Raw genomic sequence first — 26,220 nt, 5'->3', positions numbered from 1 at the left:
GCCACCCCTGCCCGCCCGAGAGCACCATGGAAACCATCACCTACGCCGTCGACGGCGCCGTCGCCACGATCACGCTGAACCGCCCGCAGGTCCGTAACGCCATGAACGGGCGCATGATCGAAGAGCTGCGCCAGACCCTGGAGGCGGTGAACCTGGACACCGGCGTGCGGGTGCTGGTGCTGCGCGGCGCGGGGCCGGTGTTCTGCGCCGGCGGCGACCTGCGCGACCTGTTCACGGACACGCACCCAGTGGCGATCCGCAACCTCATTGCGCTGCGCATCCGGCCGCTGTCGCGGGCGCTGATCACGCTCGACAAGCCGCTGGTGTGCGCCCTGCAGGGCCCGGTGGCCGGGGCGGGCCTGGCGATGGCGCTGGCGGCCGATTTCGTCATTGCCACCGAGGAAGCGAGCTTCGTCACCGCCTTCGGCAAGATCGGGGCGATTCCGGACGCCGGCGTCATGTGGCTGCTGGCCCAGCATGTGGGCCTGATGCGCGCCAAGGACATCGTGCTGCGCGCCAAGACGCTGACCGCTGCGCAGGCGCTGGACCTTGGCATCTACACCGAGGTAGTGCCCAAGGCCGGCTTCGACGACGCGGTGAACGGCCTGGTGGCGGAACTGGCCGAAGGCGCCACGCTGGCCATGACCTTCGCCAAGCACGCCCTGCGCGATGCCGTGCGCATGCCCTTCGACGCCTTCATGGATCTCGAATCCGCCGGTCAGGGCCTGATGCACGCCTCGCACGATCACCACGAGGGCGTGCAGGCCTTCCTTGAGAAGCGCGCACCGCGCTTCACCGGCCGCTGAGGTGCCCATGGCCGTGCCCATGCCCGTGCAATGGTGGGAAGACTACGCACCCGACTGGACGCTCACCACCGGTCGGCGCACAGTGACCGAGTTCGACATCCTGAGCTTCGTGACGCTGGTCGGCATGAACGAGGCGCTGTTCATGGACGCCGAGTACATCGCCAGGGACACGCCGTTCGGGCGGCGCATCGCGCCGGGCGCGCTGGTGTTCAGCTACGCCGAGGGCCTGGTGATCCAGACCGGCCACCTGCACGGCAGCGCCATCGCCTTCCTGGGTGCCGAACTGAAGATGCAGGGCCCGGTGTACCTGGGCGACACCATCGAAGTGAACGTCTCCCTGGCCGAGCGGCGCGAAACGTCCAAACCCGACCGCGGCCTGGTCACCACCCGCAACCGGGTGACGAACCAGTCCGGCGATGCGGTGCTGGAGTATCTGGCCACGCGCATGCTGCGCCGCCGCCCGGTCTGATCCGGCCCCTCCCCTCACCTGTCTTCGAGAGCCGTCCCATGAGCCACGCATTCAATACCTCCGAAATCGACCAGCTGGAACACACCAGCGGCCAGACCCTGTACGGCGACGGCGCACTGGTGGTGCTGAAGGGCCTGCTCGAAGCCGGCATCAGCTACTTCGGCGGCTATCCGGGCGCGCCGACGGCGAACCTGATCGACGCTGCCGCCGACGCCTACGAGCCGGTGCTCAAGAAATACGGCGTGTACGTGGAATCGTCCGCCAACGAGATGTCCGCCGCCGCCATGTGCACGGCCTCCGTATTCGCCCCGGTGCGCGGCGCGGTGACCTGGAAAGTGCTCGGTAACGGCGTGTCGACCGACGTGGTCGATCACGTGTCGCAGATCGGCCCGCTGGGCGGCTGCGTGCTGGTGGTCGGCGAGGACTACGGCGTGTCCAGCACCACCGTCGCCCAGCGCACTCTGCCGTGGGCCATGAAGTCCGGGATCATCGTGATCGACCCGCGCGCCGACCAGCAGCTGCTGCTGCGCATGACGCGCGAGAGCTTCGAGCTGTCCGAGGCAGCGACCAGCGTGGTGGCCCTGCTGCTGCGCCCGCAGCTGTCGCATGCCAATGCGCAGGTCACCGTCGGCGACAACCGCATCGGCCAGTACAACGTCATCCACAAGCTGAAGGAAGGCATCAAGGACCCGGCCCGCTACCCGCTGCCGCCCAACACCCAGCGTCAGGAACTGGAGCGCTACCGCGACCGCCTGCCCAAGGCGCGCGAGTACATCGTTCAGCACGGTCTGAATGAGATTTTCGGCGCCCCGGACGCGCCGATCGGCCTGATCACCCATGGCACCGTGTTCAACACCGTGATGCGCGTGCTGGCCAATCTGGGCCTGGCCGACGAGGACGGGGTCACGGATCCGGCCATCAGCGTGCTGCAACTGAACGTCGTCTACCCGCTGTGCGACGAGCAGATCATCGATTTCATCAAGGACAAGCGCGAGGTGCTGCTGGTCGAGGAAGGCCAGCCGGACCTGATGGAACAGCAGATCCGCGCCATGCTGCACCAGCGCGGCATCGCCACGCCGTTCCACGGCCACGACCTGATCCCCGGCGTCGGCGAACTGGTGCCCGGCCGGGTGTTGCCGGCGCTGGCGCAGTTCATGGCCCGCCTGCTGCCGGAGCGCGCCGAGGCCATCAGCGCCACCGCCAACGGCTACGTGGAGCGCCAGAAGCTGGCCGCCACGCTGTTCCCCAAGCCGGTCACGCCGCGCCCGCCGACCTTCTGCACCGGCTGCCCGGAGCGGCCCGTGTTCAGCATGATGAAGATCAACGAGATGCTCACCGGCCAGAAGGACTGGCACGCCACCGACGTCGGCTGTTACGGCATGGCCGGCCTGGCGCCTTTCCACATGGCCGACTCCAACATCGGCATGGGCGGCGGTCTTGCGGCGGCCACGGCGCTGTCGGCCATCTCGGAACAGAAGAACGTCTCGGTGGTCGGCGACGGCACGCTGTGGCACTCGGCGCTGAACACCTGCGTCGTGAACGGCCTCTACAACAAGCAGGACGCCACCTACCTGGTGCTCGACAACAAGTGGACCGCCATGACCGGCGCCCACGAGAACCCCAACTCCGGTGCGCAGCTGACCGGCCAGGCCAGCGGCGGCGTGTTCAACATCGAGCGCACCTTCAAGGGCCTGGGCGTCAAGCACGTCGAGAAGGCCAACCCATACAACTTCCGCGACTTCCAGAAAAAGCTGAAGAAAATCCAGGCCGATCCTGACCCACAGCTGCGGGTGCTGATCTCGGAGGCCGAGTGCCAGCTGCAGCGCCAGCGCACGGTCAAGCCCATGCGCGCCAAGGCGATTGCCGAAGGCAAGCGCACCGAGGTCGAGCGCCTGGGCGTGGACGAGGAGGTCTGCGTCGGCGATCACTCCTGCATGCGCGTCAACGGCTGCCCGTCGCTGACGCTGGAAGAATCCCCCAACACGCTCAAGACCGCGCCGGTGGCGGCCATCGACACCACCTGCGTCGGCTGCGGCGTGTGCGGCGAAATCGCCCACGCCGCCCAGCTGTGTCCGTCCTTTCACAAGGTGACCGTGGTGCGCAACGCCAGCCGCTTCGAGCGCTTCATGCAACGCCTCAGCGAGCGCCTGCTGCCGGCGCTGCGCGCAGCCTGACTCCGGAACCAAGCAATGCCCCAGAAAAAACGCGCCACGCGCATCCTCATCGGCACCGTCGGCGGCCAGGGCGGCGGCGTCCTCAGCGACTGGATGGTCAAGGGCCTGATCAACGCCGGCTGGCAGGCGCAGAGCATCGGCCTGCTCGGCCTGTCGCAGCGGGCAGGTTCGGTCATTTACTACGTCGAGGCGCGACCCCACGGCGACAAGCCACCGATCCTGTCCGCCTACGCCGTGCCGGGCGACGTGGACCTGCTGCTGAGCCAGGAATTCCTGGAACTGGGCCGGCTGCTGCAGGGCGGTTTCGCGCACCCGGACTGCACCATCATCGCCAACACCTACCGCTACTACGGCACGCTGGAAAAAACCCCGGCCGAGGGCGGCATCTACCCGTCCGGCGTCATCCGCAAGGCGGCCGAGACGCTGTCCAGCGACAGTTACCTGTTCCATGCCCAGGAAGTGGTGGCACAGGCCGGCCTGTCACTGCTGTCGAGCAATGCCGTGCTGCTGGGCGCCGTGGTGGCGAGCAAGGTGTTCGACCTGCCGGCGGAACCCTTCCACCGCGCCATCGAGGAGGCCGAAGTCGGCGTCGCCGACAACCTCAAGGCCTTTGACCTGGGCTACCGGATGATGCGGGACGGCACCCTGCCGCGCGCCCTGTTCAAGGAAAGCGAGGTGCTGGACTGGCAGCAGCTGGCGCAGCAGCGCGAACAGGCCCTGCCGCAACGCCGGCGCAGCGACTACCGCAGACTGCTGGATCAGGCGCGCAGCGCCGTGCCGCCGCTGTCGCGCATTTTTGCCGAGGCCTGCTACCGCCTGCTGGACTTCCAGGACGCCGCCTACGTGCGCGACTACATCGCCCGCGTGCAGGAAGTCCACGCCGCCGAGACCGCCAAATCAGGCGCCGACAGCTCAATCGTTACCGCAGCTTACGCACAGCACCTGGCCAACTGGATGAGCTACGAGGACGCCCAGCGCGTGGCCCAGCTGAAGCTGCGTCCGGAGCGTTTCGCCAAGATGCGCCAGGACCACAACGTGCGCGGCGAAGACCCGTTCTGGGTCGACGATTTCCTGGCCCCGGACCCGCCGCAGATCTACGGCATGCTGCCGGCGCCGATCGGCCGCTGGATACGCGAGCGCGGCCGGCGTTGGCGCGCGGACTTCGACCACATCGCCATGCCCATGCGCGTGCGCATCAACCGGCCCTGGGGCTATCTGACCATGTCCCTGGTCGCGGCCATGCGCCATCTGCGCCGCCGCTCCCTGCGCCATCACGAGGAACTGATCCTGCTGCAACGCTGGCGCGACGCCGTGCTGCACTGGCTGGGGCGCGATGCGACGCTCGGGCGGCTGGCCGCCGATGCCGGCCGCGTGGTCAAGGGCTACGGCCGCGTGCGCGACAAGGCGCTGGATGATCTTTGGATGTTCATCGACCAGGGCCTGCCGCTGCTCGAACAGCTAGCCGCCGCCGGCGGTGACGCCGCAGCCGTGGGCGACGAGGCCCTGAAACTGCTGGCGAGCGAAGCCGGCAAGGGCGCCGCCTGCCTGTACCTGCTGCGCGATCGCCTGGCCGCGGCGCTGCCGGCATCCAGCGCCGCGGCCTAGGCGCCGTCCCATGCAGGTCACCTTGCGTCACGCCGGCCAGTCCGAAATCAGCTTTGCCTGCGAAGCGGACGACACGGTGCTGGTCGCCGCCCGCCGGGCCGGCGTGACGCTGCACGTGGCCTGCGAACAGGGCGGCTGCGGTGCCTGCCGGGCGCGCCTGCTGCAAGGCGCGGTGCACTATCCCCTGCCCGCCTCGTCGCGCTGGCTGGACGAAGGCTCCGGCAGCGAGGACTACACCCTGCTGTGCCGAGCCGTCCCGATCAGCCCGCTGGTGGTCGAAACCGCCCATCCGTGGCGACAGCGCGACAGGGCGCCGCTGTCGCGCATCCTGGGCGGATAATCGAATTGAACTGACGGGGCGCCAGACCCCGAACACCCCCACAGAGGAGCCAGACATGGCCGTCAGCCGATTCTCATACGCAAGCATCAACGTCATGGACGTGGAGGCCGCCGCGCGGCACTACGTCCACGTGGTGGGCCTGCGTGAAACCGACCGCGATGCGCAAGGCCGCGTCTACCTGCAAGCCGCCGACACCCAGGACCACCACTGCGTGATCCTGAATCCGGCAAAAACCGCCGGGGTCGAGCACCTGGGCTTCAAGGTCAGCGATCCGGCCGACCTGGACGAAGCCGCCGCCGCCGTGACCGCGTATGGTTTGCCCGTAACGCGGGTACCCGCCGGTGCGGTCAAGGGCCAGGGCGAGGGCGTGCGCTTTCCGCTGCCGTCCGGGCAGCACATGGTGCTCTATTACCACGCCGATAAAGTGGGCTACCTCACCGGCATGGAGAACCCCAATCCGGTGTCCGCACACAGCACCCCCGGCGGGCGGGTGACGCATCTGGATCACACCCTGATCTCGGCCCAGAATCCGGGCGACAACGTCAAGTTTCTGACCGAAGTGCTTGATTTCTCGTTGACAGAGAAAGTCGTCGATCCGGCCGGCAACACGCTCGCCGCGTTCCTGACCTGCGGCCACACCATGCACGACCTGGCCATCGGCCCCGGCCCGGACAACCACTTCCACCACATGGCCTTCGGCATGGACAGCCGCACCGAGGTCATCCACGGCGTGGACCTGCTGAAGGAAAAAGCCGTCCCGGCGCTCGAATACGGAATCACCCGGCACGGCATCGCCGGCGTCACCACCATCTATTTCCACGATCCGTCCGGCAACCGCAACGAGTTCTACAACGGGGCCTATCTGGCCCCCGGCGCGCCCGGCTGGGTGCCGCCCATCGTCTGGCAGGCGGAGCATTTCCCGCGCGGCGCGTTCTATTACGAGAACGCCGTGCCGGAGGCTTTTTTTGCAGAAGTCACCTGACCTGACGTTCGGCAATACGACCCAACACGCGGCCCGCGTCGGCGGGCAAAGGAGAATCCCGGCATGGCCCTGAAACACGGCGGCATCATCCGCATCGCCTATGTGCGCCTGGCGCTGAACGACTCGCGCCTGCGTCAGGCGCAGTTCTTCTACTGTGAATCCCTGGGCCTGGTCGAAACCTACCGTCAGCCGGACCGCCTCTACCTGCGCTGCTGGCACGAGGCTTTCCCCTACTCCCTGGTGCTGGACGAGGCGCCCGAGAATCGCCTGGTCGAAATCGGCTTCCAGGTGCGGGATTCTAAGGACATGAAACAGCTTGAAAACAATGTGATAAGGGCCGGAGTGGAAGTCGCTCATCATCCAGCCGGAGTTCTGTCCGGCATGGGCGAATCCATCACCTTCGCCGTCCCCGGTGGCCCCACGCTGCGCCTGTTTGCCGACCTGCCGCAGATCGGTTACATGACCGGCTTCGACTCACCCGACTGGGTCACGCCGCGGCCCCTGCGCGGCACCCCGGCGCCGTTTTTCCTGAACCACGCCGGCATCACCGTGGCGGACCCGCAGGCGGCGGTGGACTTCCTGACCCAGGCGCTCGGCTTCGTGATCTCCGAGCGCATCGACAGCGACGACGGCCGGCGGCTGCTGTCGGCGCTGCTGTTTCGCATGCAGAAGGAAGCCGGCGGCCAGGAGCTGGCCATCTTCCCCGGCCCGGCCGGGCGCCTGCACCACATCGCCTTTACCAAGGAAGACCCGAACGACATCCTGATCGATGGCCAGTACCTGCGCGAGGCCGGCGTGAACATCGACATCTACGGCCCGACCCGCCAGTCCTACGGCAAGACCTTCTCGCTGCACTTCCACGATCCGTTCGGCGTGCGTCTGGAGCTGTGCGCCGGCGGGCGCATCACCGAAGTTCACCCGGAATTCGAGGCCGTGCGCTGGACCGAGTCGCAACTGGGCAAGGCGCTGTCGTACTTCGATCGGGACCTGCAGGCGGCATTCCTGCAGCCGTCGCTGTAACGCCCCGTCGTCCTGAGGAGCGCAGCGACGTTAGGACCTTGCCTTGCCGCCCGCCGGCACGCCCCCGGTCAAACCAAAGGCAAGGTTGCCACGTCGCGCCGCGCGCTCCTCGCAACGACGGGGGATCATGGGTTCAGAGGTTTCCTTACCACCCAAGTGAGCTGACCTCAGAAGCGCCGTACCTGCACGTTGTATTTGCGCAGTGCGTAGCCGATCTGGCGCGGCGTGATGCCGAGCAGGCGCGCCGCCTTGGCTTGCACCCAGCCGCATTGCTGCATGGCCCACACCAGGCGCTCGTGTTCGTCGTCAGGTGGCGCGTCGCCGGATGCGGTGGCCGGGGCTACCGCTGCGCCGGGAGTTGCAACAGGACTGGGCAGGCGCGCACGCGCGACCGGCGGCAATACCACCGACTCCCGCTGGGTCGTGGTGTAGCCCTGCAGCACCAGCGAGAAGCACTTGCCGTGCTGGCAGGGCATGTCGGTGGCGCGGATCGTATCGCCGCGGGTCATGGTGGCGCAGCGCTCGACGCAGTTTTCCAGTTCCCGCACGTTACCCGGCCAGTTGCATTCCAGCATGATCTGCAGCGCCTCGGGGCTGAGCGTGATGGCGCGGTGGCTTTCCTCGTTGTAGCGGGACAGGAAGTGCTCGACCAGCGGCGGGATGTCCTCGCGCCGCTCGCGCAGCGGCGGCAGGAACACCGTCACCACGTTGATGCGGAAATACAGGTCCTCGCGAAAGGTGCCCTTGCCGACGGCTTCTTCCAGGTTGCGGTTGGTGGCGCAGATCAGGCGCACGTCGACCTTGATCGGTCGGCTGCCGCCGACGCGCTCGAACTCGCGCTCCTGCAGCACGCGCAGCAGCTTGGTCTGGAAGCCCGGCGACACCTCGCCGATCTCGTCCAGGAACAGCGTGCCGCCGTCGGCCAGCTCGAAGCGGCCCTTGCGGTCGGCGTGGGCGCCGGTGAAGGCGCCCTTCTCGTGGCCGAACAGTTCCGATTCGAGCAGGTTCTCGGACAGCGCGGCGCAGTTGACGCGCACGAACGGCCCTTCCTTGCGCGGGCTCAGGAAATGAATGGCGCGGGCGATCACTTCCTTGCCCGTACCGGATTCGCCGCGCAGCAGCACGGTGGCCCGCCCGGCCGCCACCTGGTGCACCTCGGCGAACACTTCCTGCATGCCCTTGCTGGCGCCGATGACGTTGTCGAGCCGGTACTTGGCGTGCAGTTCCTTCTGCAGGCGGCTTTTTTCCTGCAGCAGCTCGGCCCGCTCGGCGGCCACGTTGCTGTGCAGGCGCGCGGTCTGGCCGATGAGGTTCGCCACCATGGTCAGGAAGCGCACGTCGCGCTCGAAATTGGCCGGCTCGTCGGTCACGTCGCGGTCGACCGTGAGCACGCCGACCGTGTCGCGGCCGACCTTGATCGGCACGCCGATGAAGGCGATCACCTGCCCGGCGGCCAGGTCGCGGGCGCCGGTGCGGTTCAGGAACAGCGGTTCCCGGGCGATGTCCGGCACCACGCACGGCGAGCCGGTTTGCAGGATGCGCCCGGTGATGCCCTCGCCGATGCGGTAGTGCGCGCGCAGCACCGCCTCTTCGGACAGGTCGGCGGCGCCGATGGCGCGCAGCTCGTCGCCGGCGTCGAGCAGGCTCACCGTGCCGCGCTGCATCCGCATGTAGGAGGCCAGCAGGTTCAGCACGCCGCGCAGCGTGCGCTTCAGGTCCAGGGACGAACTCAGGATCTTGCTGATTTCGTAGATCGCGAGCAGTTCGGTGCCCTGCTGTCTGGGGCTGTCGACCAGCGCCGCTGTGGACATGGGCATACCTCGGCAGGAATTGGGTATCCACCCGCCAGGGCGCGGGCGTTGTCACCAGTTCAAAGCATGCAATACGGGTGCCAGCCGCGGGAAATCGCCACCACCGCGCATCGACGGCAGGCGCACGGCAATCCACCCGGGGCCCTGGCCAGACAGCCCGCACATGACCTGTAGCCAACGCGACAAAGCCGACAGACGGCCCATCCGTACCGCCGCCCCGGCATTGGTGATCGCTTCATATTCAGCCGCTTAGCCCGCCCGCCGGAGGCTGGCACACGGCTTGCGTTAGCCCTGCCAGAACCCCGGCCCAGCCGTCCTGTGGCGGCCGAACTCAAGGCGGATGCACACCATGCTCGAACTTCCGGTTTATCTGGACTACGCCGCCACCACACCGGTCGACCCGCGGGTGGTGGCCCGGATGCTGCCCTATCTTGGGCAGCATTTCGGCAACCCGGCCAGCCGCTCGCACCGTATTGGGTGGGTGGCCGAGGAAGCGGTGGTCGAGGCGCGCGCCGAAGTGGCGGCGCTGGTCGGCTGCGAGCCGCGCGAGATCGTCTGGACCTCCGGCGCCACCGAGTCGGACAACCTGGCCATCAAGGGCGCCGCGCAGTTCTATCAGGACCGCGGCCGGCACCTGGTGACGGTGACCACCGAGCACAAGGCCGTCCTCGACAGCATGCGGGCGCTCGAGCGCCAGGGCTTCGAGGTGACGTACCTGTCGCCGGACGCCAACGGCCTGCTGGACCCGGACCGTTTCGCCGCCGCGCTGCGCCCGGACACCGTGCTGGCGTCGGTGATGCTGGTCAACAACGAGATCGGCGTGGTGCAGGACATCGCCACCCTGGGCGCGCTGTGCCGCGAGCGGGGCGTGCTGTTTCATGTCGACGCGGCACAGGCCACCGGCAAGGTGGCGATCGATCTGTCCACCCTGCCGGTCGACCTGATGGCGTTCTCGGCCCACAAGACCTATGGCCCCAAGGGCATCGGCGCGCTGTACGTGCGCCGCCAGCCGCGCGTTCGCCTGGAAGCGCAGATGCATGGCGGTGGCCACGAGCGGGGCATGCGTTCGGGCACGCTGGCGACGCACCAGATCGTCGGCATGGGCGAGGCCTTCCGCCTGGCGCGCCTTGAAATGGCGGACGACAACGCCCGCATCGCGGCGCTGCACCAGCGTCTGAAAGACGGCCTGATGGCCCTCGACGAAGTACACCTGAACGGCGACGCCGTGCAGCGGGTGCCGCACAACCTGAACCTCTCGTTCGCCTTCGTGGAGGGCGAGTCGCTGATGATGGCCATCAAGGACATCGCCGTGTCCAGCGGCTCGGCCTGCACCTCGGCCAGCCTCGAACCGTCCTACGTGCTGCGCGCGCTGGGCCTGCCGGACGAGCTGGCCCACAGCTCGATCCGCTTCAGCCTGGGCCGCTTCACGACCGAAGCCGAAGTCGATTTCGCCATCAGTGAACTGACCAGCCAGGTCGGCCGCCTGCGCGAGCTGTCGCCGCTGTGGGACATGCATCAGCAAGGCGTCGACCTTGCCAGCGTCGAGTGGGCCTCGCATTGACCTTCAACCCCTGACCGGAGACTCCCCATGGCGTACAGCGATCGCGTGCTTGACCACTACGAAAACCCGCGCAACGTCGGCAGCCTGGACGTGGCCGACCCAAAGGTCGGCACCGGCATGGTCGGCGCGCCGGCCTGCGGCGATGTGATGCGCCTGCAAATCCGCGTCGGCGAGGACGGCGTCATCGAGGACGCCCGCTTCAAGACCTACGGCTGCGGCAGCGCCATCGCGTCCAGCTCGCTGGTCACCGAGTGGCTCAAGGGCCGCACGCTCGACCAGGCGCTCGAAATCCAGAACACCGCCATCGCCGAGGAACTGGCGTTGCCGCCGGTGAAGCTGCACTGCTCGGTGCTGGCCGAGGATGCGATCCGCGCCGCCATCGACGACCTGCGCCAGAAACAGGGCGCCCCAGCCTGAAAGGAGACTGCCATGAACGACCTCGTCTCACCCCTGTTGTTCACGTCCGCCGCCGCCGACAAGGTGCGCACGCTGCTGGACGAGGAAGGCAATCCGGCGCTGAAGCTGCGCGTGTTCGTGTCCGGCGGCGGCTGCTCCGGCTTCCAGTACGGGTTCTCGTTCGACGAGGTGGCGGCCGACGACGACACCGCGGTCGAGCGCGACGGTGTCACCCTGCTGGTGGACGCGATGAGCTTCCAGTACCTGTCCGGCGCCGAAATCGACTACCAGGAAGACCTGTCCGGCGCGCGCTTCGTCATCAAGAACCCGAACGCCGCCAGCACCTGCGGCTGCGGCAGTTCCTTCACCGTCTAGGAGCACCCCGCCATGGCCATCACTCTCACCGAAGCCGCCGCCCGCCACGTCAGCAAGGCCCTGGCCAACCGCGGCCGCGGCGTCGGCCTGCGTCTTGGCGTGCGCAGCAGCGGCTGCTCGGGCCTGTCCTACGTGCTCGAATTCGCCGACCAGGCCAGTCCGGACGACCTCAGCTTCCACAGCGGCGGCGTGACCGTGCTGGTGGACCCCGGTAGCCTGATCCATGTCGACGGCACGCAGCTGGACTTCGTGCGCGAGGGCTTGAACGAAGGCTTCAAGTTCAACAATCCCAACGCCCGCGGCGAGTGCGGCTGCGGCGAGAGCTTCAGCGCCTGATCGCCATGAGCGCCGCCGTCGACTTCTACGCCCTGCTCGGCCTGCCGCAGCGCTTTGCGCTGGACCGCGAGCAGCTCGACGCCGCCTACCGTGAGCGCGCCCGGCGCGCCCACCCGGACCGCCATGTGCAGGGCGCCGCCGCCGCGCAGGAGCAGGCGCTCAGTGCCGCCACGGCCATCAACGAGGCCTATCGCATCCTCAAGGACCCGGCGCGGCGCGCTGCCCACCTGCTTGCGCTGCGCGGCGTCGACGCCAGCCAGGCGCGCCCGTCATCGGCCCTGCTGATGCAGCAAATGACCTGGCACGAAACGCTCGACAACGTCCGGGACAGGGGCGATGGCGAGGCCCTGCAGCGCCTGGGCGCCGAACTGCGGGCGCAGCTTGATGCCTGCGAGGCCCGGCTGGCCGCCGCGCTCGACGCCGCCAGCCCCGACACGGCCAGTGCCTGCCTGCTCGAATACGGTTTCCTGCGCCGGCTGCTCGACGCCGTGGTCGAGGCCGACGAGGAGGTACAGGTCTGATGGCCCTGCTGCAGATTGCCGAGCCCGGCCAGAGCACCGCCCCGCATCAGCATCGCCTGGCGGTGGGCATCGACCTGGGCACCAGCCACTCATTGGTGGCCACGGTGCGCGACGGCCTGCCGACGGTACTGGCGGATGCCGACGGCGCGCGCCTGCTGCCGTCGGTGGTGCGCTACCACGCCGACGGCGCGATCAGCGTCGGCGCCGCGGCGCGCGCCGCCCTGGCCGACGATCCGGCCAACACCATCGCCTCGGTCAAGCGCCTGATGGGGCGCGGCCTGCATGACGTCGCCATCCGGCCCTCGTATCGGCTGCTGGACGCCCCGGGCATGGTGCAAATCGCGACCGCCGGCGGCGTCAAGAGCCCGGTCGAAGTGTCGGCGCACATCCTGCGCAGCCTGCGCCAGCGCGCCGAGGCCGCCCTGGGCGGCGAGCTGGTCGGCGCTGTAATCACCGTGCCGGCCTATTTCGACGAGGCGCAGCGCCAGGCCACCAAGGATGCCGCGCGCCTGGCGGGCATCGAGGTGCTGCGCCTGCTGGCCGAACCGACTGCCGCGGCGCTGGCCTACGGTCTGGATCAGGCGGCCGAGGGCGTGTACGCGGTCTACGATTTGGGTGGCGGCACCTTCGACATTTCGGTGCTGCGCCTTACCGGCGGGGTGTTCGAGGTGCTGGCGGTCAATGGCGACGCCGCGCTCGGCGGCGATGATTTCGATCATGTGGTGGCCGACTGGATGGCAGCTCAGGCGCACCTGGACGCGCCGACGTCCAGCCAGCGCCAGACGCTGCTGGGCCTCGCCCGGGCGGCCAAGGAGGCGCTCAGCGAACGCACGGAGGTTGCCGTCATACACAGCCTGCCCGGCGGGCAGGTACTGGACCTCACGCTCAGTCGCAGCCACTTCGAGGCCCTGACCGCCGATTTGGTCGCCCGCACCCTGCCGCCGGTGCGGCGGGCGCTGCGCGATGCCGGCGTCACGGCAGATGAGGTGACCGGCGTGGTGCTGGTCGGCGGCGCCACGCGCATGCCGGCCATCCGTGCCGCGGTGGCTCAGTTTTTCGGCCGCCCGCCGCTGACGGATCTGGACCCGGACGCCGTGGTGGCCATCGGCGCCGCCCTGCAGGCCGATGCGCTGGCCGGCAACCGCAGCGACGACTGGCTGCTGCTGGACGTGATTCCGCTGTCGCTGGGTATCGAGACCCTGGGCGGGCTGACCGAGAAGATCATCCCCCGCAACAGCACGCTGCCGGTGGCCCGCGCGCAGGACTTCACGACATTCAAGGACGGCCAGACCGCCATCGCCATCCAGGTGCTGCAGGGCGAGCGCGAGCGGGCCGACCAGTGTCGCACTCTGGCGCGCTTCGAGCTGCGCGGCATCCCGCCCATGCCGGCCGGTCTGGCGCGGGTGCGCGTCACCTTCCAGGTCGACGCCGACGGCCTGCTGCGCGTCGCCGCCGTCGAACAAAACAGCGGCGTGGCCGCCGAAATCAGCGTCAAGCCGGCCTACGGCCTTGACGAGCCGACCATCGCCGCCATGCTGGCCGATGCCAGGGCGCATCTGCTGGAGGATGCCGACGAGCGGCGCCTGCGCGAGCTGACGGTGGAGAGCGAACGGATCATGCTGGCGACCGCCCGCGCACTGGAAGCCGACGGCGAGCGGCTGCTCAACGCCGTCGAACGCCGCGCCATCGTCAGCGCCATGGACACCCTGCGCACGGCGCTGGGCGAGGGCCGGATCGAGCCCATCCGCGTCGCCATGGATGGGCTCGACGCCGTCACCGCCGAGTTCGCCGCCCGGCGCATGGATGTCGCCGTGCACACCGCCCTGACCGGCCAGCACCTGGCGGCGCTTCCCTGATGCCGACCGTCACCGTCCTGCCGCACCCGGAGCTGTGCCCGCAGGGTGCGCGTTTCGAAGCCAGCACCGGCAGCCACCTGTGCGATGCCCTGGCGGCGCACGGCGTGGCCATCGACCACGCCTGCGCCAAGGCCTGCGTGTGCACCACCTGTCACGTCATCGTGCGCCAGGGCTTCGCTTCGCTGCGCGCCGCCAGCGACGACGAGGAAGACCAGCTCGGCAAGGCCTGGGGCCTGGAAGCGCACTCACGCCTGTCCTGCCAGGTGCGCATCGCCAGTGCCGATCTGACCATCGAAATCCCCCGCTACACCCTCAACCAGGTCCGCGAAGCCACATGAAGTGGACCGACAGCCAGGCTCTGGCCGAGGCGCTGGCCGAGCTTTATCCGCAGGTCGACCCCGCCACCGTGCGGTTCACGGACCTGCGCGCCTGGGTGCTGGCGCTGCCCGGCTTCGACGACGCGCCCGAGCGCTGCGGCGAGCGGATTCTGGAAGCCCTGCAACAGGCCTGGATCGCCGAACTGGACTGATGGGCCGCCGCCAGATACGCTGGCTGTACAGTTTTCCGATGGGTCACACGTTTTGGCAGCGCGTCCCTGCGCTGCGGGAAACGCGGAATGCTTCCGGGTTTCCTTCAGTCGGCATCCGCATCCAGCCAGGCCCGCACCTGCTCGCGAATCGCCGGCGCGCCCTCCCCGCTCAGGTTCGACAGCGGCAGCGGCGGCAACACCGCCTCGAACACCGACAGCTCTTTCTGCAAGGCGCGCATTGCGCTTTGCAGCGCGCCGCGGCCGAGCTTGTCCGATTTGGTCACGGCCGGCTGCACCGGCAAGCCAAACTCGCCCGCGGCCAGAATCAGCTGCCGATCGCCCACCTGCAGCGGGCGGCGCACGTCCATGAACAGCAGCAGCCCGCGCAGGCTGCGCCGGCTGGCAAAGTAGGCTGGGATCACTTCGCCCCAGTCGCGCCGACGGGCCGCCGAGGTGGCGGCGTAACCGTAGCCGGGCAAATCCACCAGACGACGGTGATCGTCCAGTTGAAAGAACAGCAGCTCCTGCGTGCGCCCCGGCGTCTTGCTGACCCGCGCCAGCGCACGCTGGCCGGTGAGCGTGTTCAGCGCGCTGGACTTGCCGGCGTTGGAGCGACCGGCAAAGGCCACCTCCGCGCCCTCGTCCGGGGGCAGATGGTCGAGCGCCGTGGCGGCGCGCCAGAAGCGGGCCCCTTGCAGGGGATTGGGAACCGGATCGGTCATCGGGAAGGTACAGCAGGTGACGTTGAAGGAACGGGCCCTGGCAGAACCGGCCGTGGCCGACCCGATCCGGCAGGACCGGCCAGTGACTGCTGCTAGAATACCGCGCCGTTTGCGCTGCCCCGAATGCAGCGCAGCGAACCAACCCCAATACCCCCAACCAACACTCAACCGGGAGTCTGCGGATGCGAGGCTGCAAGTGGATCGTGGTGGCTGCCGCCCTGACAATGGCGGGCGGCGCGCAGGCGGCGGGCGATGCCACCGCCGGCCAGCAAAAATCAGCCCCCTGTCAGGCCTGCCACAGCACCGACGGCAACAGTCCGGTCGGCATGTACCCGAAAATCGCCGGCCAGCATGCCGGCTACATCGTCACGCAACTGAAGGCCCTGCGCGATGGCCAGCGCAAGAACCCGCTCATGTCGCCCATGGCCGCCAATCTGAGCGATCAGGACATCGAGGATCTGGCGGCCTTCTATGCCAGCCAAACCGTCAAGCTGGGCAGCGTTCCGCAAGACGTCGTTGCCGCCGGCGCCCAGGTGTACCGGGCCGGCAACGCCAAGACCGGCGTGCCCGCCTGCATGGCCTGCCACGGCCCACAGGGCCTGGGCAACGACCCGGCCGGCTGGCCGGCACTCAGCGGTCAGCACCCGGAGTACGTCACCACGCAGCTTGGCCTGTACGCCAGCGGCGAACGCAGCACTGACATCAACGGCATCATGCGCGACATCGCAGCACGCATGAGCAAGGCGGAAATCGACGCCGTGTCGCAATACGTCTCCGGCCTGCACTGAAGTCGCGCTCCAGGAGGACGCCCATGCGCCTGCCGCTGCTCACCGGCCTGTTCGCCCTGCTGCTGACCACGCTCGGTGCCCAGGCCGAGCCCTGGGTGGAACTGGCCCAGCCGCAGCCCACGCGCGATCCCGCCAAGGTCGAGGTGATCGAGTTCTTCTGGTACGGCTGCCCGCATTGCTACCACGCCGAGCCGCAGATTGCTGCCTGGCGCAAGAAACAACCGGCATCGGTGGAATTCATCCGCGTGCCGGCCATCTTCAACCAGCGCTGGGCGGTGCTCGGTCGCGCCTACTACGCCATGCAGCAGCTCAAGCTGGGCGAGGACGTGCACAAGGCCCTGTTCGAAGCCATCCACCGTGACCGCAAGGACCTGAACGACGAGGCCAGCCTGACCGAGTTCTTCGCCGGCCAGGGCGTGCCACGCGAGAAATTCAGGGAAGCCTTCAACTCCTTCGACGTGGACGGCAAGCTCGGCCGCGCCAATCAGATGACCCGTGCCTACGGTCTGGAAGGCGTGCCGACCTTCATCGTCAACGGCAAGTACCGCGTCGACGGCACCAGTGCCGGCAGCGAAGAGGGCATGTTCGCAGCCCTCGACCAGCTGGTGGCGAAGGAACTGAAGGCCGCCGAATAAGGCCAAACAAAAAAAGCGGCGGCTACCCTGCGCCTGGGTAGCCGCCGCTGGATTACCCCTCCCCTTCTTTGTCTAGCTCTTGAACGGATCCACCACCGGCTTGATCTCCTCCAGCCGGTGCATGCGCTCCATGGCTTTGGGTATCTCGGCCAGGCTGTAGGTTTCGCCGAACAGCCGCTCGAACGGGAAGTTGTCCTTCTGCGCGGCCAGGAAGGCCAGCGCCTCGCGGTAGTACTCGATGCCGGCCGAGCGGATGCCGTGGACGCTGATCTGCTTCATCACGAAGGCCATGCCGGGAATCTGCGCCGGCTGCGGGTCACCGGCGCCGATCACCACGATGCGCCCGCCCATGCGGGTGATGCCGATGGCTTCTTCGAGTGCGTGGTGCGAGCCCGAGCACTCGAACACCAGATCCGCGCCGCGGCCGTCAGTAAAACTTCGGACCAGTTCCGCGCGCTGCTTGGCGTCGGTTTTCTCGATGTTGCACACGGCGTCGGCGCCAAACGCCGTGGCCACGTCCAGCCGCCCGTCCGGGGCACCGAAGCAGATCACCCGCCGGGCACCGAAGGCGCGCGCTGCCGCCACGCCGTACAGACCCACCGGCCCGCTGCCCTGCACCAACACCGTCTCGGCCGGGCGGATGCCGCCGGCGCGCGCCGTGGCGTGCATGATGGTGCGCAGCGCGCAGCTGGCGGACGAAGCCCAGTGGCTGGGCACCTCGTCCGGCACCTTGACCACGTGGCAGGCCGGCAGGATGTAGGCGTACTGCGCGAAGCCGCCCAGCAGATGCGGCGGCTTGCCGCAGTCGGCGTAGCCGTAGGGCGTGAAATTGGTGCACAGCGTCGGCTGGTGGGCCACCACGCAGTAATAGCACTTGCCGCAGTAGGCATAAGCCCAGATCACCCGGTCGCCCTTGGCCAGCGGCGCCCCGGCCACGTCGGTATCCCGACCGGCACCGAGCTTTTCGATCACGCCGACCATCTCGTGGCCAAGGATGGCGGGCGTTTTCGACACCGGCTGCAGCAGGCCCATGTGCACATGATGGTCGGTGCCACAGATCGTCGCGCGGTCGATCCGGACCACGATGGCACCGGGCTCCGGCTCCGGCACGTCGAACTGACGGACTTCGAGCGGTTCCTTGTAGGCCGCCAGTACCAGCGCTTTGGCTTTCATATCAATCGGATCTCCACGTTTTTTCGACCTTCTGCGCCGAAGTAATGCACCGCTTTCAGCTGCGTGAACGACACCAGCTCTTCGAGGGTTTCTTCCTGACCAAGGCCGGAATCCTTCTGGCCGGCGAAGCCGAAACCCGGGAAGTGCTTGGACGAACCGTTGATCCACACCGTTCCGGACTCGACCCGGCGCGCGAACTCCATCGCGGTGTCCAGACTCGACGTCCACACGCTGGCCGTGAGGCCGTATTCAACAGCGTTGATGTCGGCCAGCATCTGCTGCTCGTCGTCCCAAGGGATCAGCGCCAGCACCGGGCCGAAGACTTCCTCGCGAAACAGCGTGTGCTCGCGGGTGACGTCGTAGAACACCGTCGGCGGCACGTAAAAGCCCTTGTCGAACGGCGGCGTGGTCAGGCGCGCACCACCGGTCAGCAGCGGCAGACCCTCGCGCTTTGAAAGCTCGATGTAACGCAGGGTCTTGTCGAACTGCTGCTGCGTCGACAGGCCCGCCATCAGCGTATCGGGATCCTGCGGATCACCGATGCGAATCGCCTCGCAGGCCGTCTTGATGGCCGCCTTGGCCTGCTCGTACAGCGAACGATGGATGAAGATGCGGCTGGTCGAGCCGCAGCTCTGGCCGGCCGTCTGATAGAAGTTCATGCCATGCACGGCCGAGGTGAAGGCCTTCTCGGCGTCCGCGTCCGGATAGATCACCATCGGGTTCTTGCCGCCCAGCTCGAAGGTGAAGTCCTTGAGGTGCCCGGACTCGGCGGCGATGCGGTAGAAGGCCAGCGCCGCCGCCTTGCCGCCGGTCAGCGTGATGCGCTTGATGTCCTTGTGACCGACGATGGCTTCGCCCACCGGAATGCCGCCGGTGAGAATCTGGATCAGGCCCGGCGGGATGTGCGGGGCCAGGATCTCGCCGATGCGCAGCGTCGACAGACTCGTGTGCTCGGACGGCTTGATGATCAGCGAATTGCCCATCAGCAGCGGCGCCGCGATGCGCATGATGCTGAACATGAGCGGGTGATTGAAGGCACAGAAGCGCGCCACCACGCCGAACGGCTGCGGCAGCGTGAAGTGGATGTTGTCGCCGGTGAAGCGGTCCCCGGAGCGGCCGAACACCTGCGGCGCCAGGCCCATCTGGTGGCGCAGCATGCCGACCGAGGCGCGGACGTCGGCACGCATGACGTGAATCGGACTGCCGGTATCGAGCACGTCCAGCTGCGCCAGTTCCTCGCCGTGCTGTTCCAGCACGGCCGCCAGCTTGCCGACCAGACCCACCCGCTGGAACAGCGGCACCTTGGCCCATTCGCGCTGGGCGGCCAGCGCCCCGCGCACCGCCTCGTCCACCAGGCCGGCGCATTCCGGCACCGAACCGATGGTCTCGCCGGTGGCCGGATTGATGGCTGCAAAACGCTCACTGACCGCCGGAAACGTGTTGTTTACCAGCGGCGCGAAGTCATAACTCACGCGGTGTTCTCCTCGACCGAAGCGGCCATGCGCAGGACCGGACCAGGCCCGCTCGCAGCTCGGTAAACGAAGCTGCGGCTGTTTTCACCCGACCGGCCCTGGCAGGACCGCAAAAAACCTTATTTCGCTGTCGACCGCCGCTTCAGGCCGCGGCGCGGCTGAAACCCATCTGCTTGCGGTACCACTCCCACCAGACGATGTTGGCGATCTCGTCGTTCTGGCCGGACTTGTACGGATCGGCGTCCTTGCGCACGCCCTTCATGAAGTAGGCATTCGGCGTGCCGGCCTTGAGCGCGTTCTGGATGCGGTGGAACACGGCCGCGTCCTCCAGGCTGACCAGGCCCGACGGGCCGAGCAGATTCGAGGACTGGCGCAAACGGTGGCGCACCATGTCCTCGTCATCGTCCTCGTGGCAGAAGTAGGCCCAGTGGACTTCGGTCTTGAGCGGCCCACGCGGAATGCCGAAGCGGAAATTGAACATGTCCAGGTGCTTGCTGCCGAACGACAACAGCGACGGACACACCACGTAGGACCCCTGGCTCGGGTCGACACCCTTGAACTGTACCAGGCTTGGATCCTGCAGGAACTCGGTGTTGCGCACCGCAGCCAGCTGCGACACCAGCGCGATGTTGCCGTTCTCGGAAATCGTGCACTGCCCCTTGCCGCCCTGCCAGTTGAGCATCTTGAAGGCGGCGTGCAACAGCGGCGGGTGATAGCCATCCTGGTCGCGGTAGGTCTTCCAGTTGGCGTTGTACATGACCTTCTGGTAGCCGAGCAGCTTGAGCCTGCCGTCACCACCCAGCGAGGCCGCCAGCGGCGCCGCGATTTCGCCAAGCTGCTCCGAAAGCGGCGCCGCGTGGTCGTCCAGGGTGGCGAACACCAGGCCGGTAAAGACCTCGAAGCGAATCTTGCGCAGGCCGAAGTCGGCCTTGCAGAAGTCTTCCGGAAAATCGTTCTCGCCCGGCACGCCGCGCAGGTTGCCGCCGTTGTCGAACAGCCAGCGGTGATACGGGCACTGGAACTCGGTGCCATTGCCGCGCACCTCGGGCACCAGCAGGGTGCCGCGGTGCGAGCAGGCGTTGTGGAACACGCCGACGGCGCCGCCTTCCAGGCGGGTGATCAGGATCGGCACCTCGCCGATATAGAAGGTCTTGTAGTCGCCCGCGTTCGGGATCTCGCCCACGTGCGCCACCGGATGCCAGTGCGGCCCGTAGAACAGCCGCTCCATTTCGAGCTGATAGATCTCCGCGCTCTCGTAGAGCATCTTGGGGATGGCATTGGTCTTGGCCGGGAAGGTGACCAGATCCTGGATGAACTGGGTGTTGGCATTCATGTGAGGAGGCTCCGGAAAAAGCGGGATGACTCAGGCGGCCGACGGCAGCTTGACGCCCTGCGCGTCGAGCTCGGCGGCCAGGTCCATCACGCCCTCGTAGAAGATGCGCGAGGCCTCCAGCGCCGTATCCAGACCGGCCAGCACGTCGGCGGCCAGCTCCGGCGTGGTCACGTGGCGCTTGATCGGCGCCCATACGACCTTGCCGGCGTGTTCCATGTCGGCCTTCTCGTGGTAGCGGAAGAAGAACAGCTGTTCGTCGGTCAGGCCAAGGTCCTTCTGCCACTTGTCGGCGCTGATGTTGGTCTCGCGGTCGATGGCGGTCAGCACGAATTCTTCCAGCGAGGTCGACAGCCAGCCGATGATCCAGTGCCGGTTGCGGCACAGGTTCTCGGTCACCTGGTGCCAGATGTCGGTCTTGGCGTTGGGCACGGCTTCGTGCAGCTGCTTGTCGGTCAGGCCGAGCGTGCGGGCCATCTCGAACAGGATCTTGGTGTGCGGCGCCTTCAGGTTCTCGTCATAGACCAGTTCTTCGAGCATCTGGCCGATGGTCTTGCGCACCACCGCCTGGTCCGGGCAGCGGCTCATCCAGGCCGGGCGGTAGCTGGCACTGAACTGGCGGTTGCGGATGGAGTGCTGGATCATCCACGCCTGCGCCATGCCGACCGTCAGCTTGCCGGTCAGCCACGGCCAGGTGTTGGCCGATTCCACGCAGCGGGCGGCAATGCGGTCGACGATGTCCTGCTGGTTCATTGTGTTTCTCCTCTGCGCGTTGGGGTGCGTGGACGGCGCGTGGCAACCGGTGGTCGAATAGCCGCCCACGGAACGTTCGGTCAGCCATGCGCGCATGGTCGCGCCGTGGTCACCCGCAAGTCAAGAAAACCGCAATCCGGCGCCGTGCGCGCCGCCAATCCAAGGAGTGGTCCGGCATGAAATTCGGTCTGTTTTACGAGATGCAGGGCGCCGCCGATCGCAGCGACGCCGAGCTCTACCAGGAGCACCTGGACCAGTTCTGCCTGGCCGACGAACTGGGCTACGACTGCCTGTGGCTGGCCGAGCTGCACTTCCAGCGCGCCTATTCGATTCTGCCGGCGCCGCTGCTGCTGGCCGCCGCCGCCAGCCAGGTCACCAAACGCATTCGTCTGGGCATGGGCATTTCGGTGCTGCCGATCAACCAGCCGCTGCGCCTGGCCGAGGAACTGGCCACGCTGGACATCCTGTCGGGCGGCCGCGTCGACTGGGGCATCGGCCGCGGCCACCCGATGACCGGCATCTACGACCATTTCAACATCGACATCGACCAGAGCAAGGCACTGTTCCGGGAACACCTGGACATCATCCGCCTGGCCTGGACCGAGGAAGAATTCAGCTTCAAGGGCAAGTTCAACACCATCGACCGGGTGCGCGTGGTGCCCAAGCCGCTGCAGAAGCCGACCCTGCCGACTTTCGTGTCGGCCTTCAGCCCGGACACCTTTGATCTGGCCGGCGAGTACGGCTTCAACCTGTTCCTTCCAGCACAGGTGCTGCCGCTGGAACAGCTCAAGCAGGCCGTGGGCGGCTACAAGGCGGCCCTGGCCAAGTACGAGCGGGACCCGGCCAAGTTCCGCCTGCCGGTGCTGCTGCCGGTATACATCGACAGCGACGGTGCGCGCGCCCGGCGTGACGTGGAAAAAGCCATGATGAGTTACTACGACATCATCGGCGTGATGATGGGCGAGATGATGGGCCGCCTGCAGAAAAAGCACGCCCAGTTCCCGGACAGCTACAAGGGTTATCTGCAGCTCGGCGAGCTGACCAAGGACCTGAACTACGACTTCGTGTGCCGCGAGCTGGCCATCTTCGGCAGCCCCGAGGAAGCCATCGAGCGCATCACCCGTCTGCGCGACGAGGTCGGCCTGCAGGACATCATCCTGTGGACCAACGTCGGCGCCATGCCGCACGACAAGGTCAGCAACTCCATGCGCCTGTTTGCCGACAAGGTGATGCCGCACTTCACTTGAGGACGGGGCGCGGGGCGGCGCCGTGACCGCCCCGCGCCGGCCTCTCAAAGACCCATGCAGTTGGCGTAATAGGTCACCGTGCCCGGCCAGTCGGAGAAAATGCCCAGCACGCCTACGCGCTTGGCCAGCACGTCGAGCGCCTTGTACATGTCGCTGTCCTTGGCGATCGCCCGGCCCTCGGGATCGAAGGCGTAGTAGAAACCCGCTTTCGACGCGCCCTGGCGCAGGTCCGAGCGCTCGAAAGTCCAGGTGATGATGTCGAACTTGAGCCGCTTGAGCTCGTTCGCCAGTGCCGACGGCACGATGCGGCCTTCGGCATCCACCGCCAGCAGGGCAGGAATCGGCGGGGCGATGATCTTCACGCCCTGGGCCTTGAGCGATTCGAGCGTGGCCCGCGGCAGCGGCGGCACCGTGTCGCGTGCCGCCGGATCGTAGTCCACCAGGTACACCGCCTGGCGGCCGTAGGCCGGCGCGTTGCGGATCCAGTACAGCACGTCGGCCAGGTCGAACGACTGCGGCCAGACGTCACGCGGGCTGACACCCGCCGCCTGCAGGTGGTCGATCAACGCCTGCGCGTACTGCGCCTGGCCGCCGAACACGGCCGCGATGCGCGCCGGATCGCCGCCCTTCAATTCCGGCGTGTGCTTGACGCCCAGCCGCTGATTCAGCGCGATGCTCTCGTCCAGCGTCATCAAGGTGCCGCGCCCGGTGTACAGGTTCGTGCGCCAGTCGGCAGTACCGCCCAGGAAGCCCTGCGCATCCGGCGCCGCCGGGTTGCTGGCGTCCATCTTGCCCGTGAGCGTCCGGAACTCGGCCAGCGTGATGTCGCTGGTACAGCACTTCGGCGACGAGCCAGGCCCGCTGTACGGCACCGAGCACTTGCTGTTCAGATCGGTGGCAACGATGTTGGTCGTCGTGTGCAGGTCGCACTCGGCGTGGCGGCACACCAGCGCGCCATCGCTGGTGAACGTCACATCGCATTCGACGATGCCGGCGCCCATCCGGGCAGCGGCCTCATACGATTCCTGCGTGTGTTCCGGGATCTGCAGCCCCGCACCGCGATGGCCGATCGAGAAATCAGTGCGCCGGAACGGCCCGTCCGCACAGCGCTGCAACTTCGACTTCAGGGCGCCCTCGTCCATGCCTGCTACCAGATAGAACGGTCGCGGCCCCACCTGAACGCTGGCACGCAGGTCCGGCTTGCCGAACGCCGACAGCGGGCCCTGATGGTCATCAGCCGGCCCGGCAGCATGCAGCGCGGCGCTGACCAGGCAGCCGGCCGCAAACAGCGCGCCCGTGAATCGAGAAAACAGTGTCTTTTCCATCGTTGCTCCCCGAATGCGTGCCCGAAGGCGTGAATGGTGGGTGGACGCCAAGGCATCCGCACCCAACTATCGGGGCCGCACTTTTCGAAACCGTGACCCTGGCGTGACCGGCCGGTGGCAGTTCCGTTGCGGGTCGATGACATCCGGACCGTCCCCGGTGCTCGACGATCAACGACGCGGCACAGCCCGATCCCGGCTGCGGACCGGGTGTTATCGTTGCCCGGTGGCGTATCCGCACCCCGATCGATGACGAGGAGACAACCGATGAACGCACCTACCAAAACCCAACCGCCGGCCATGCAGGCCATGCTGGACGAAATGCTGCGCATCGCCGGCGACGACGCGCACCGCCCCGGCGTGATGGAACGACTGGCCGAAGTCATCAAAAAAGCCGTCGCGGATCCCCAGCTGCTCGCCGCCCTGCGCGACGCGACCGCGGACGATCCCGACCTGTACGGCAGCATGAAGGATCCTGGCCTCGGCATCATGGGCGTGCACTCGTCCAAGATCGGCTACCGCGAGCCGCACGACCACGGCGCCTGCTGGGCCATCAACGTGCAGGTGGCCGGCAAGCTGCGCCTGGTGCACTGGACGCAGGACGGCGTGGACCCGGCCACCGGCAAGGTGCGCCTGCGCAAGATCGACGAGATCGTCATGGGGCCGGGTGATGTGGACTGCTCGCCGCCCGGCGTGGCCCACGAGCTGTACCCGGAAACCGACGACTCGATCGAGCTGGCCGTGCGCTGCCATTCCCTGGCCAGCATCATCCAGAACCGCTATGACCGCTCCAACGGCGTGCACATCCACTGGTCCTGGGGCCAGAAAAAGGCGGTCGAAACGGGGCAGTTCGAGGTGGTCGGCGAAGCCGGCCTGAATGCCCGGCCACCCGGCGAGGCCATGACCGCGCGCGTCAAGTAAGCGCCCTCCCGGCCCCGTCCGGCCGGTCAGGGCATCGTCCGTCCTTATCTTGCGGAGCACCCCATGCAGCGCTATCCCCTCTACATCGGCGGCGAGTTTCGCGACCCCGCCACCGGCGAGTGGTTCGACACCGAGAATCCCTACACGCTGGAACCGTGGGCGCAGATCGCCCGCGGCGGTCCGGCCGATGTCGATGCCGCCGTGGCTGCGGCCCGCACTGCATTCGAAAGCGGCTGGGGACGCAGCAAGCCGGCCTACCGCGCCGGCCTGCTGCGTGCCCTGGCCGATCGCCTGGAGCAGGCCGCCGGCGAGCTGGCCCAGACCGAAACCCGCGACAACGGCAAGCTGATTGCCGAAACCCGCGGTCAGGCGCGCTACCTGCCGTCCTGGTACCGCTACTACGCGGGTCTCGCCGAGAACCTGGAAGGCCGCGTCATCCCCATCGACAAGCCCGACGTCACCGTCTACACCCGCCCCGAGCCGCTGGGCGTCATCGCCGCCATCACGCCGTGGAACTCGCCGCTCATGCTGGCGACCTGGAAGCTCGCCCCGGCCCTGGCGGCCGGCAACACCGTGGTGCTCAAGCCGTCCGAGTTCACGTCGGCGTCTAGCATCGAACTGGCGCGCATCTTCGACGAAGTCGGCTTCCCGCCCGGCGTGCTGAACGTGGTGACGGGGTTTGGCGCCGAAGTCGGCGTGCCGCTAGTGGCGCATCCGAAGGTCGCCAAGGTCGCCTTCACCGGCGGCGAGGCCGGCGGACGCGGCGTGTACAAGGCAGCCGCCGAGCGGCTGATCCCCGCCACGCTGGAACTGGGCGGCAAGTCACCCAACATCGTGTTTGCGGACGCCGACCTCGATCAGGCGGTCAAGGGCGTCATCGCCGGCATCTTCGCCGCCAGCGGGCAAACCTGTATCGCCGGCTCGCGCGTGCTGGTCGAGGACAGCATCCACGACGCTTTCGTCGAGCGCCTGGTCGCCTTCGCCAAACGCGCCCGCCTGGGCGACCCGGCCGATCCGGGTACCCAGGTCGGCCCGGTCACCACCCGCCCGCAGTACGAAAAGATCCTCTCCTACAT

27 protein-coding genes are annotated in these 26,220 nt (G+C 67.7%); 20 read left to right on the top strand and 7 right to left on the bottom strand.

Annotated elements, in window-relative coordinates:
• Positions 1-26 precede the first annotated feature (26 nt).
• From H5U26_RS12980 to H5U26_RS12950, 7 genes are all read left to right on the top strand, one after another.
• Positions 27-806 carry an enoyl-CoA hydratase-related protein gene (locus H5U26_RS12980; protein WP_290620369.1) on the top strand — a complete coding sequence of 260 codons (780 nt, stop codon included), beginning with the start codon at positions 27-29 and terminating at the stop codon, positions 804-806.
• A 7-nt stretch (positions 807-813) separates the two neighbouring features.
• A complete protein-coding gene (locus tag H5U26_RS12975) occupies positions 814-1,275 on the top strand; it encodes a MaoC/PaaZ C-terminal domain-containing protein (protein WP_290620368.1) in 462 nt (153 codons plus the stop codon).
• A 38-nt stretch (positions 1,276-1,313) separates the two neighbouring features.
• Positions 1,314-3,449 carry an indolepyruvate ferredoxin oxidoreductase subunit alpha gene (locus tag H5U26_RS12970; RefSeq protein ID WP_290620366.1) on the top strand — a complete coding sequence of 712 codons (2,136 nt, stop codon included), beginning with the start codon at positions 1,314-1,316 and terminating at the stop codon, positions 3,447-3,449.
• Positions 3,450-3,464: 15 nt separating this feature from the next.
• Complete coding sequence (locus tag H5U26_RS12965; protein WP_290620363.1) at positions 3,465-5,054, top strand: indolepyruvate oxidoreductase subunit beta family protein; 1,590 nt, start codon at positions 3,465-3,467, stop codon at positions 5,052-5,054.
• Between the two features lie 10 nt (positions 5,055-5,064).
• Positions 5,065-5,394: a 2Fe-2S iron-sulfur cluster-binding protein gene (locus H5U26_RS12960; RefSeq protein WP_290620362.1), complete on the top strand. Its 330-nt coding sequence runs from the start codon at positions 5,065-5,067 to the stop codon at positions 5,392-5,394.
• 55 nt (positions 5,395-5,449) lie between these two features.
• On the top strand, positions 5,450-6,376 hold the full coding sequence (locus H5U26_RS12955) for a VOC family protein (protein WP_290620361.1): 927 nt from the start codon (positions 5,450-5,452) through the stop codon (positions 6,374-6,376).
• Between the two features lie 63 nt (positions 6,377-6,439).
• Complete coding sequence (locus tag H5U26_RS12950) at positions 6,440-7,396, top strand: VOC family protein (protein ID WP_290620360.1); 957 nt, start codon at positions 6,440-6,442, stop codon at positions 7,394-7,396.
• A gap of 167 nt (positions 7,397-7,563) precedes the next feature.
• On the opposite strand, the gene nifA is transcribed toward H5U26_RS12950, so the two are convergent.
• Positions 7,564-9,207 carry a nif-specific transcriptional activator NifA gene (gene nifA / locus H5U26_RS12945; RefSeq protein ID WP_290620359.1) on the bottom strand — a complete coding sequence of 548 codons (1,644 nt, stop codon included), beginning with the start codon at positions 9,205-9,207 and terminating at the stop codon, positions 7,564-7,566.
• Between the two features lie 349 nt (positions 9,208-9,556).
• On the opposite strand from nifA, the gene H5U26_RS12940 reads away from it, so the two are divergent.
• Genes H5U26_RS12940 through iscX form a run of 8 tightly spaced genes read left to right on the top strand, consistent with a single transcriptional unit; the run spans position 9,557 to position 14,781 of the window.
• Positions 9,557-10,768: an IscS subfamily cysteine desulfurase gene (locus tag H5U26_RS12940; RefSeq protein WP_290620358.1), complete on the top strand. Its 1,212-nt coding sequence runs from the start codon at positions 9,557-9,559 to the stop codon at positions 10,766-10,768.
• A gap of 27 nt (positions 10,769-10,795) precedes the next feature.
• Complete coding sequence (gene iscU, locus H5U26_RS12935; protein WP_290620356.1) at positions 10,796-11,185, top strand: Fe-S cluster assembly scaffold IscU; 390 nt, start codon at positions 10,796-10,798, stop codon at positions 11,183-11,185.
• Between the two features lie 12 nt (positions 11,186-11,197).
• Positions 11,198-11,539 carry an iron-sulfur cluster insertion protein ErpA gene (erpA, locus tag H5U26_RS12930; RefSeq protein WP_290620354.1) on the top strand — a complete coding sequence of 114 codons (342 nt, stop codon included), beginning with the start codon at positions 11,198-11,200 and terminating at the stop codon, positions 11,537-11,539.
• 12 nt (positions 11,540-11,551) lie between these two features.
• Entirely contained in the window at positions 11,552-11,875 is a 324-nt protein-coding gene (iscA, locus tag H5U26_RS12925; RefSeq protein ID WP_290620352.1) for an iron-sulfur cluster assembly protein IscA, read from the top strand.
• A 5-nt stretch (positions 11,876-11,880) separates the two neighbouring features.
• A complete protein-coding gene (gene hscB / locus H5U26_RS12920) occupies positions 11,881-12,396 on the top strand; it encodes a Fe-S protein assembly co-chaperone HscB (protein ID WP_290620350.1) in 516 nt (171 codons plus the stop codon).
• Positions 12,396-14,252 carry a Fe-S protein assembly chaperone HscA gene (gene hscA / locus H5U26_RS12915; RefSeq protein WP_290620349.1) on the top strand — a complete coding sequence of 619 codons (1,857 nt, stop codon included), beginning with the start codon at positions 12,396-12,398 and terminating at the stop codon, positions 14,250-14,252. The genes hscB and hscA overlap by 1 nt, the downstream gene beginning before the upstream one ends.
• Positions 14,252-14,590, top strand: a complete 339-nt coding sequence (fdx, locus tag H5U26_RS12910; RefSeq protein WP_290620347.1) for an ISC system 2Fe-2S type ferredoxin — start codon at positions 14,252-14,254, stop codon at positions 14,588-14,590. Before hscA ends, fdx begins: the two co-directional genes overlap by 1 nt.
• A complete protein-coding gene (gene iscX / locus H5U26_RS12905; protein WP_290620345.1) occupies positions 14,587-14,781 on the top strand; it encodes a Fe-S cluster assembly protein IscX in 195 nt (64 codons plus the stop codon). The genes fdx and iscX overlap by 4 nt, the downstream gene beginning before the upstream one ends.
• 104 nt (positions 14,782-14,885) lie before the next feature.
• Here the strand turns inward: iscX and yihA are convergent, their stop codons facing one another.
• Entirely contained in the window at positions 14,886-15,503 is a 618-nt protein-coding gene (yihA, locus tag H5U26_RS12900) for a ribosome biogenesis GTP-binding protein YihA/YsxC (protein ID WP_290620343.1), read from the bottom strand.
• 182 nt (positions 15,504-15,685) lie between these two features.
• Here yihA and H5U26_RS12895 point away from each other — a divergent pair, with 182 nt between their 5' ends.
• Positions 15,686-16,291 carry a c-type cytochrome gene (locus H5U26_RS12895; protein WP_290620341.1) on the top strand — a complete coding sequence of 202 codons (606 nt, stop codon included), beginning with the start codon at positions 15,686-15,688 and terminating at the stop codon, positions 16,289-16,291.
• A 23-nt stretch (positions 16,292-16,314) separates the two neighbouring features.
• Positions 16,315-16,926 (top strand): thiol:disulfide interchange protein DsbA/DsbL, encoded by a 612-nt coding sequence (locus tag H5U26_RS12890; RefSeq protein WP_290620339.1) that lies wholly within the window; start codon positions 16,315-16,317, stop codon positions 16,924-16,926.
• A 72-nt stretch (positions 16,927-16,998) separates the two neighbouring features.
• Here the strand turns inward: H5U26_RS12890 and H5U26_RS12885 are convergent, their stop codons facing one another.
• From H5U26_RS12885 to H5U26_RS12870, 4 genes are all read right to left on the bottom strand, one after another.
• Positions 16,999-18,099 carry a zinc-binding dehydrogenase gene (locus H5U26_RS12885; RefSeq protein ID WP_290620337.1) on the bottom strand — a complete coding sequence of 367 codons (1,101 nt, stop codon included), beginning with the start codon at positions 18,097-18,099 and terminating at the stop codon, positions 16,999-17,001.
• Positions 18,096-19,571: an aldehyde dehydrogenase family protein gene (locus H5U26_RS12880; protein ID WP_290620335.1), complete on the bottom strand. Its 1,476-nt coding sequence runs from the start codon at positions 19,569-19,571 to the stop codon at positions 18,096-18,098. Before H5U26_RS12880 ends, H5U26_RS12885 begins: the two co-directional genes overlap by 4 nt.
• Positions 19,572-19,713: 142 nt before the next feature.
• The gene (locus H5U26_RS12875) at positions 19,714-20,904 is read right to left on the bottom strand and encodes an aromatic ring-hydroxylating dioxygenase subunit alpha (protein WP_290620333.1); all 1,191 of its coding nucleotides are present in this window, start codon (positions 20,902-20,904) and stop codon (positions 19,714-19,716) included.
• 30 nt (positions 20,905-20,934) lie between these two features.
• Positions 20,935-21,654, bottom strand: a complete 720-nt coding sequence (locus tag H5U26_RS12870; protein WP_290620331.1) for an iron-containing redox enzyme family protein — start codon at positions 21,652-21,654, stop codon at positions 20,935-20,937.
• A 176-nt stretch (positions 21,655-21,830) separates the two neighbouring features.
• Here H5U26_RS12870 and H5U26_RS12865 point away from each other — a divergent pair, with 176 nt between their 5' ends.
• A complete protein-coding gene (locus H5U26_RS12865) occupies positions 21,831-22,901 on the top strand; it encodes an LLM class flavin-dependent oxidoreductase (RefSeq protein ID WP_290620328.1) in 1,071 nt (356 codons plus the stop codon).
• A 44-nt stretch (positions 22,902-22,945) separates the two neighbouring features.
• On the opposite strand, the gene H5U26_RS12860 is transcribed toward H5U26_RS12865, so the two are convergent.
• On the bottom strand, positions 22,946-24,226 hold the full coding sequence (locus H5U26_RS12860; RefSeq protein WP_290620326.1) for a glycerophosphodiester phosphodiesterase family protein: 1,281 nt from the start codon (positions 24,224-24,226) through the stop codon (positions 22,946-22,948).
• A gap of 264 nt (positions 24,227-24,490) precedes the next feature.
• Here H5U26_RS12860 and H5U26_RS12855 point away from each other — a divergent pair, with 264 nt between their 5' ends.
• Positions 24,491-25,144 carry a hypothetical protein gene (locus tag H5U26_RS12855; protein ID WP_290620324.1) on the top strand — a complete coding sequence of 218 codons (654 nt, stop codon included), beginning with the start codon at positions 24,491-24,493 and terminating at the stop codon, positions 25,142-25,144.
• Between the two features lie 63 nt (positions 25,145-25,207).
• The coding region (locus tag H5U26_RS12850; RefSeq protein ID WP_290620322.1) for an aldehyde dehydrogenase family protein at positions 25,208-26,220 on the top strand (1,013 nt) is incomplete at its 3' end.

The sequence above is a fragment of the Immundisolibacter sp. genome (genome assembly GCF_014359565.1).
In the GTDB taxonomy this organism is placed as follows: Bacteria; Pseudomonadota; Gammaproteobacteria; order Immundisolibacterales; family Immundisolibacteraceae; genus Immundisolibacter.
Note: the sequence above shows the minus strand (reverse complement) of the source record. Positions and strands in the feature narration are given on the sequence as shown.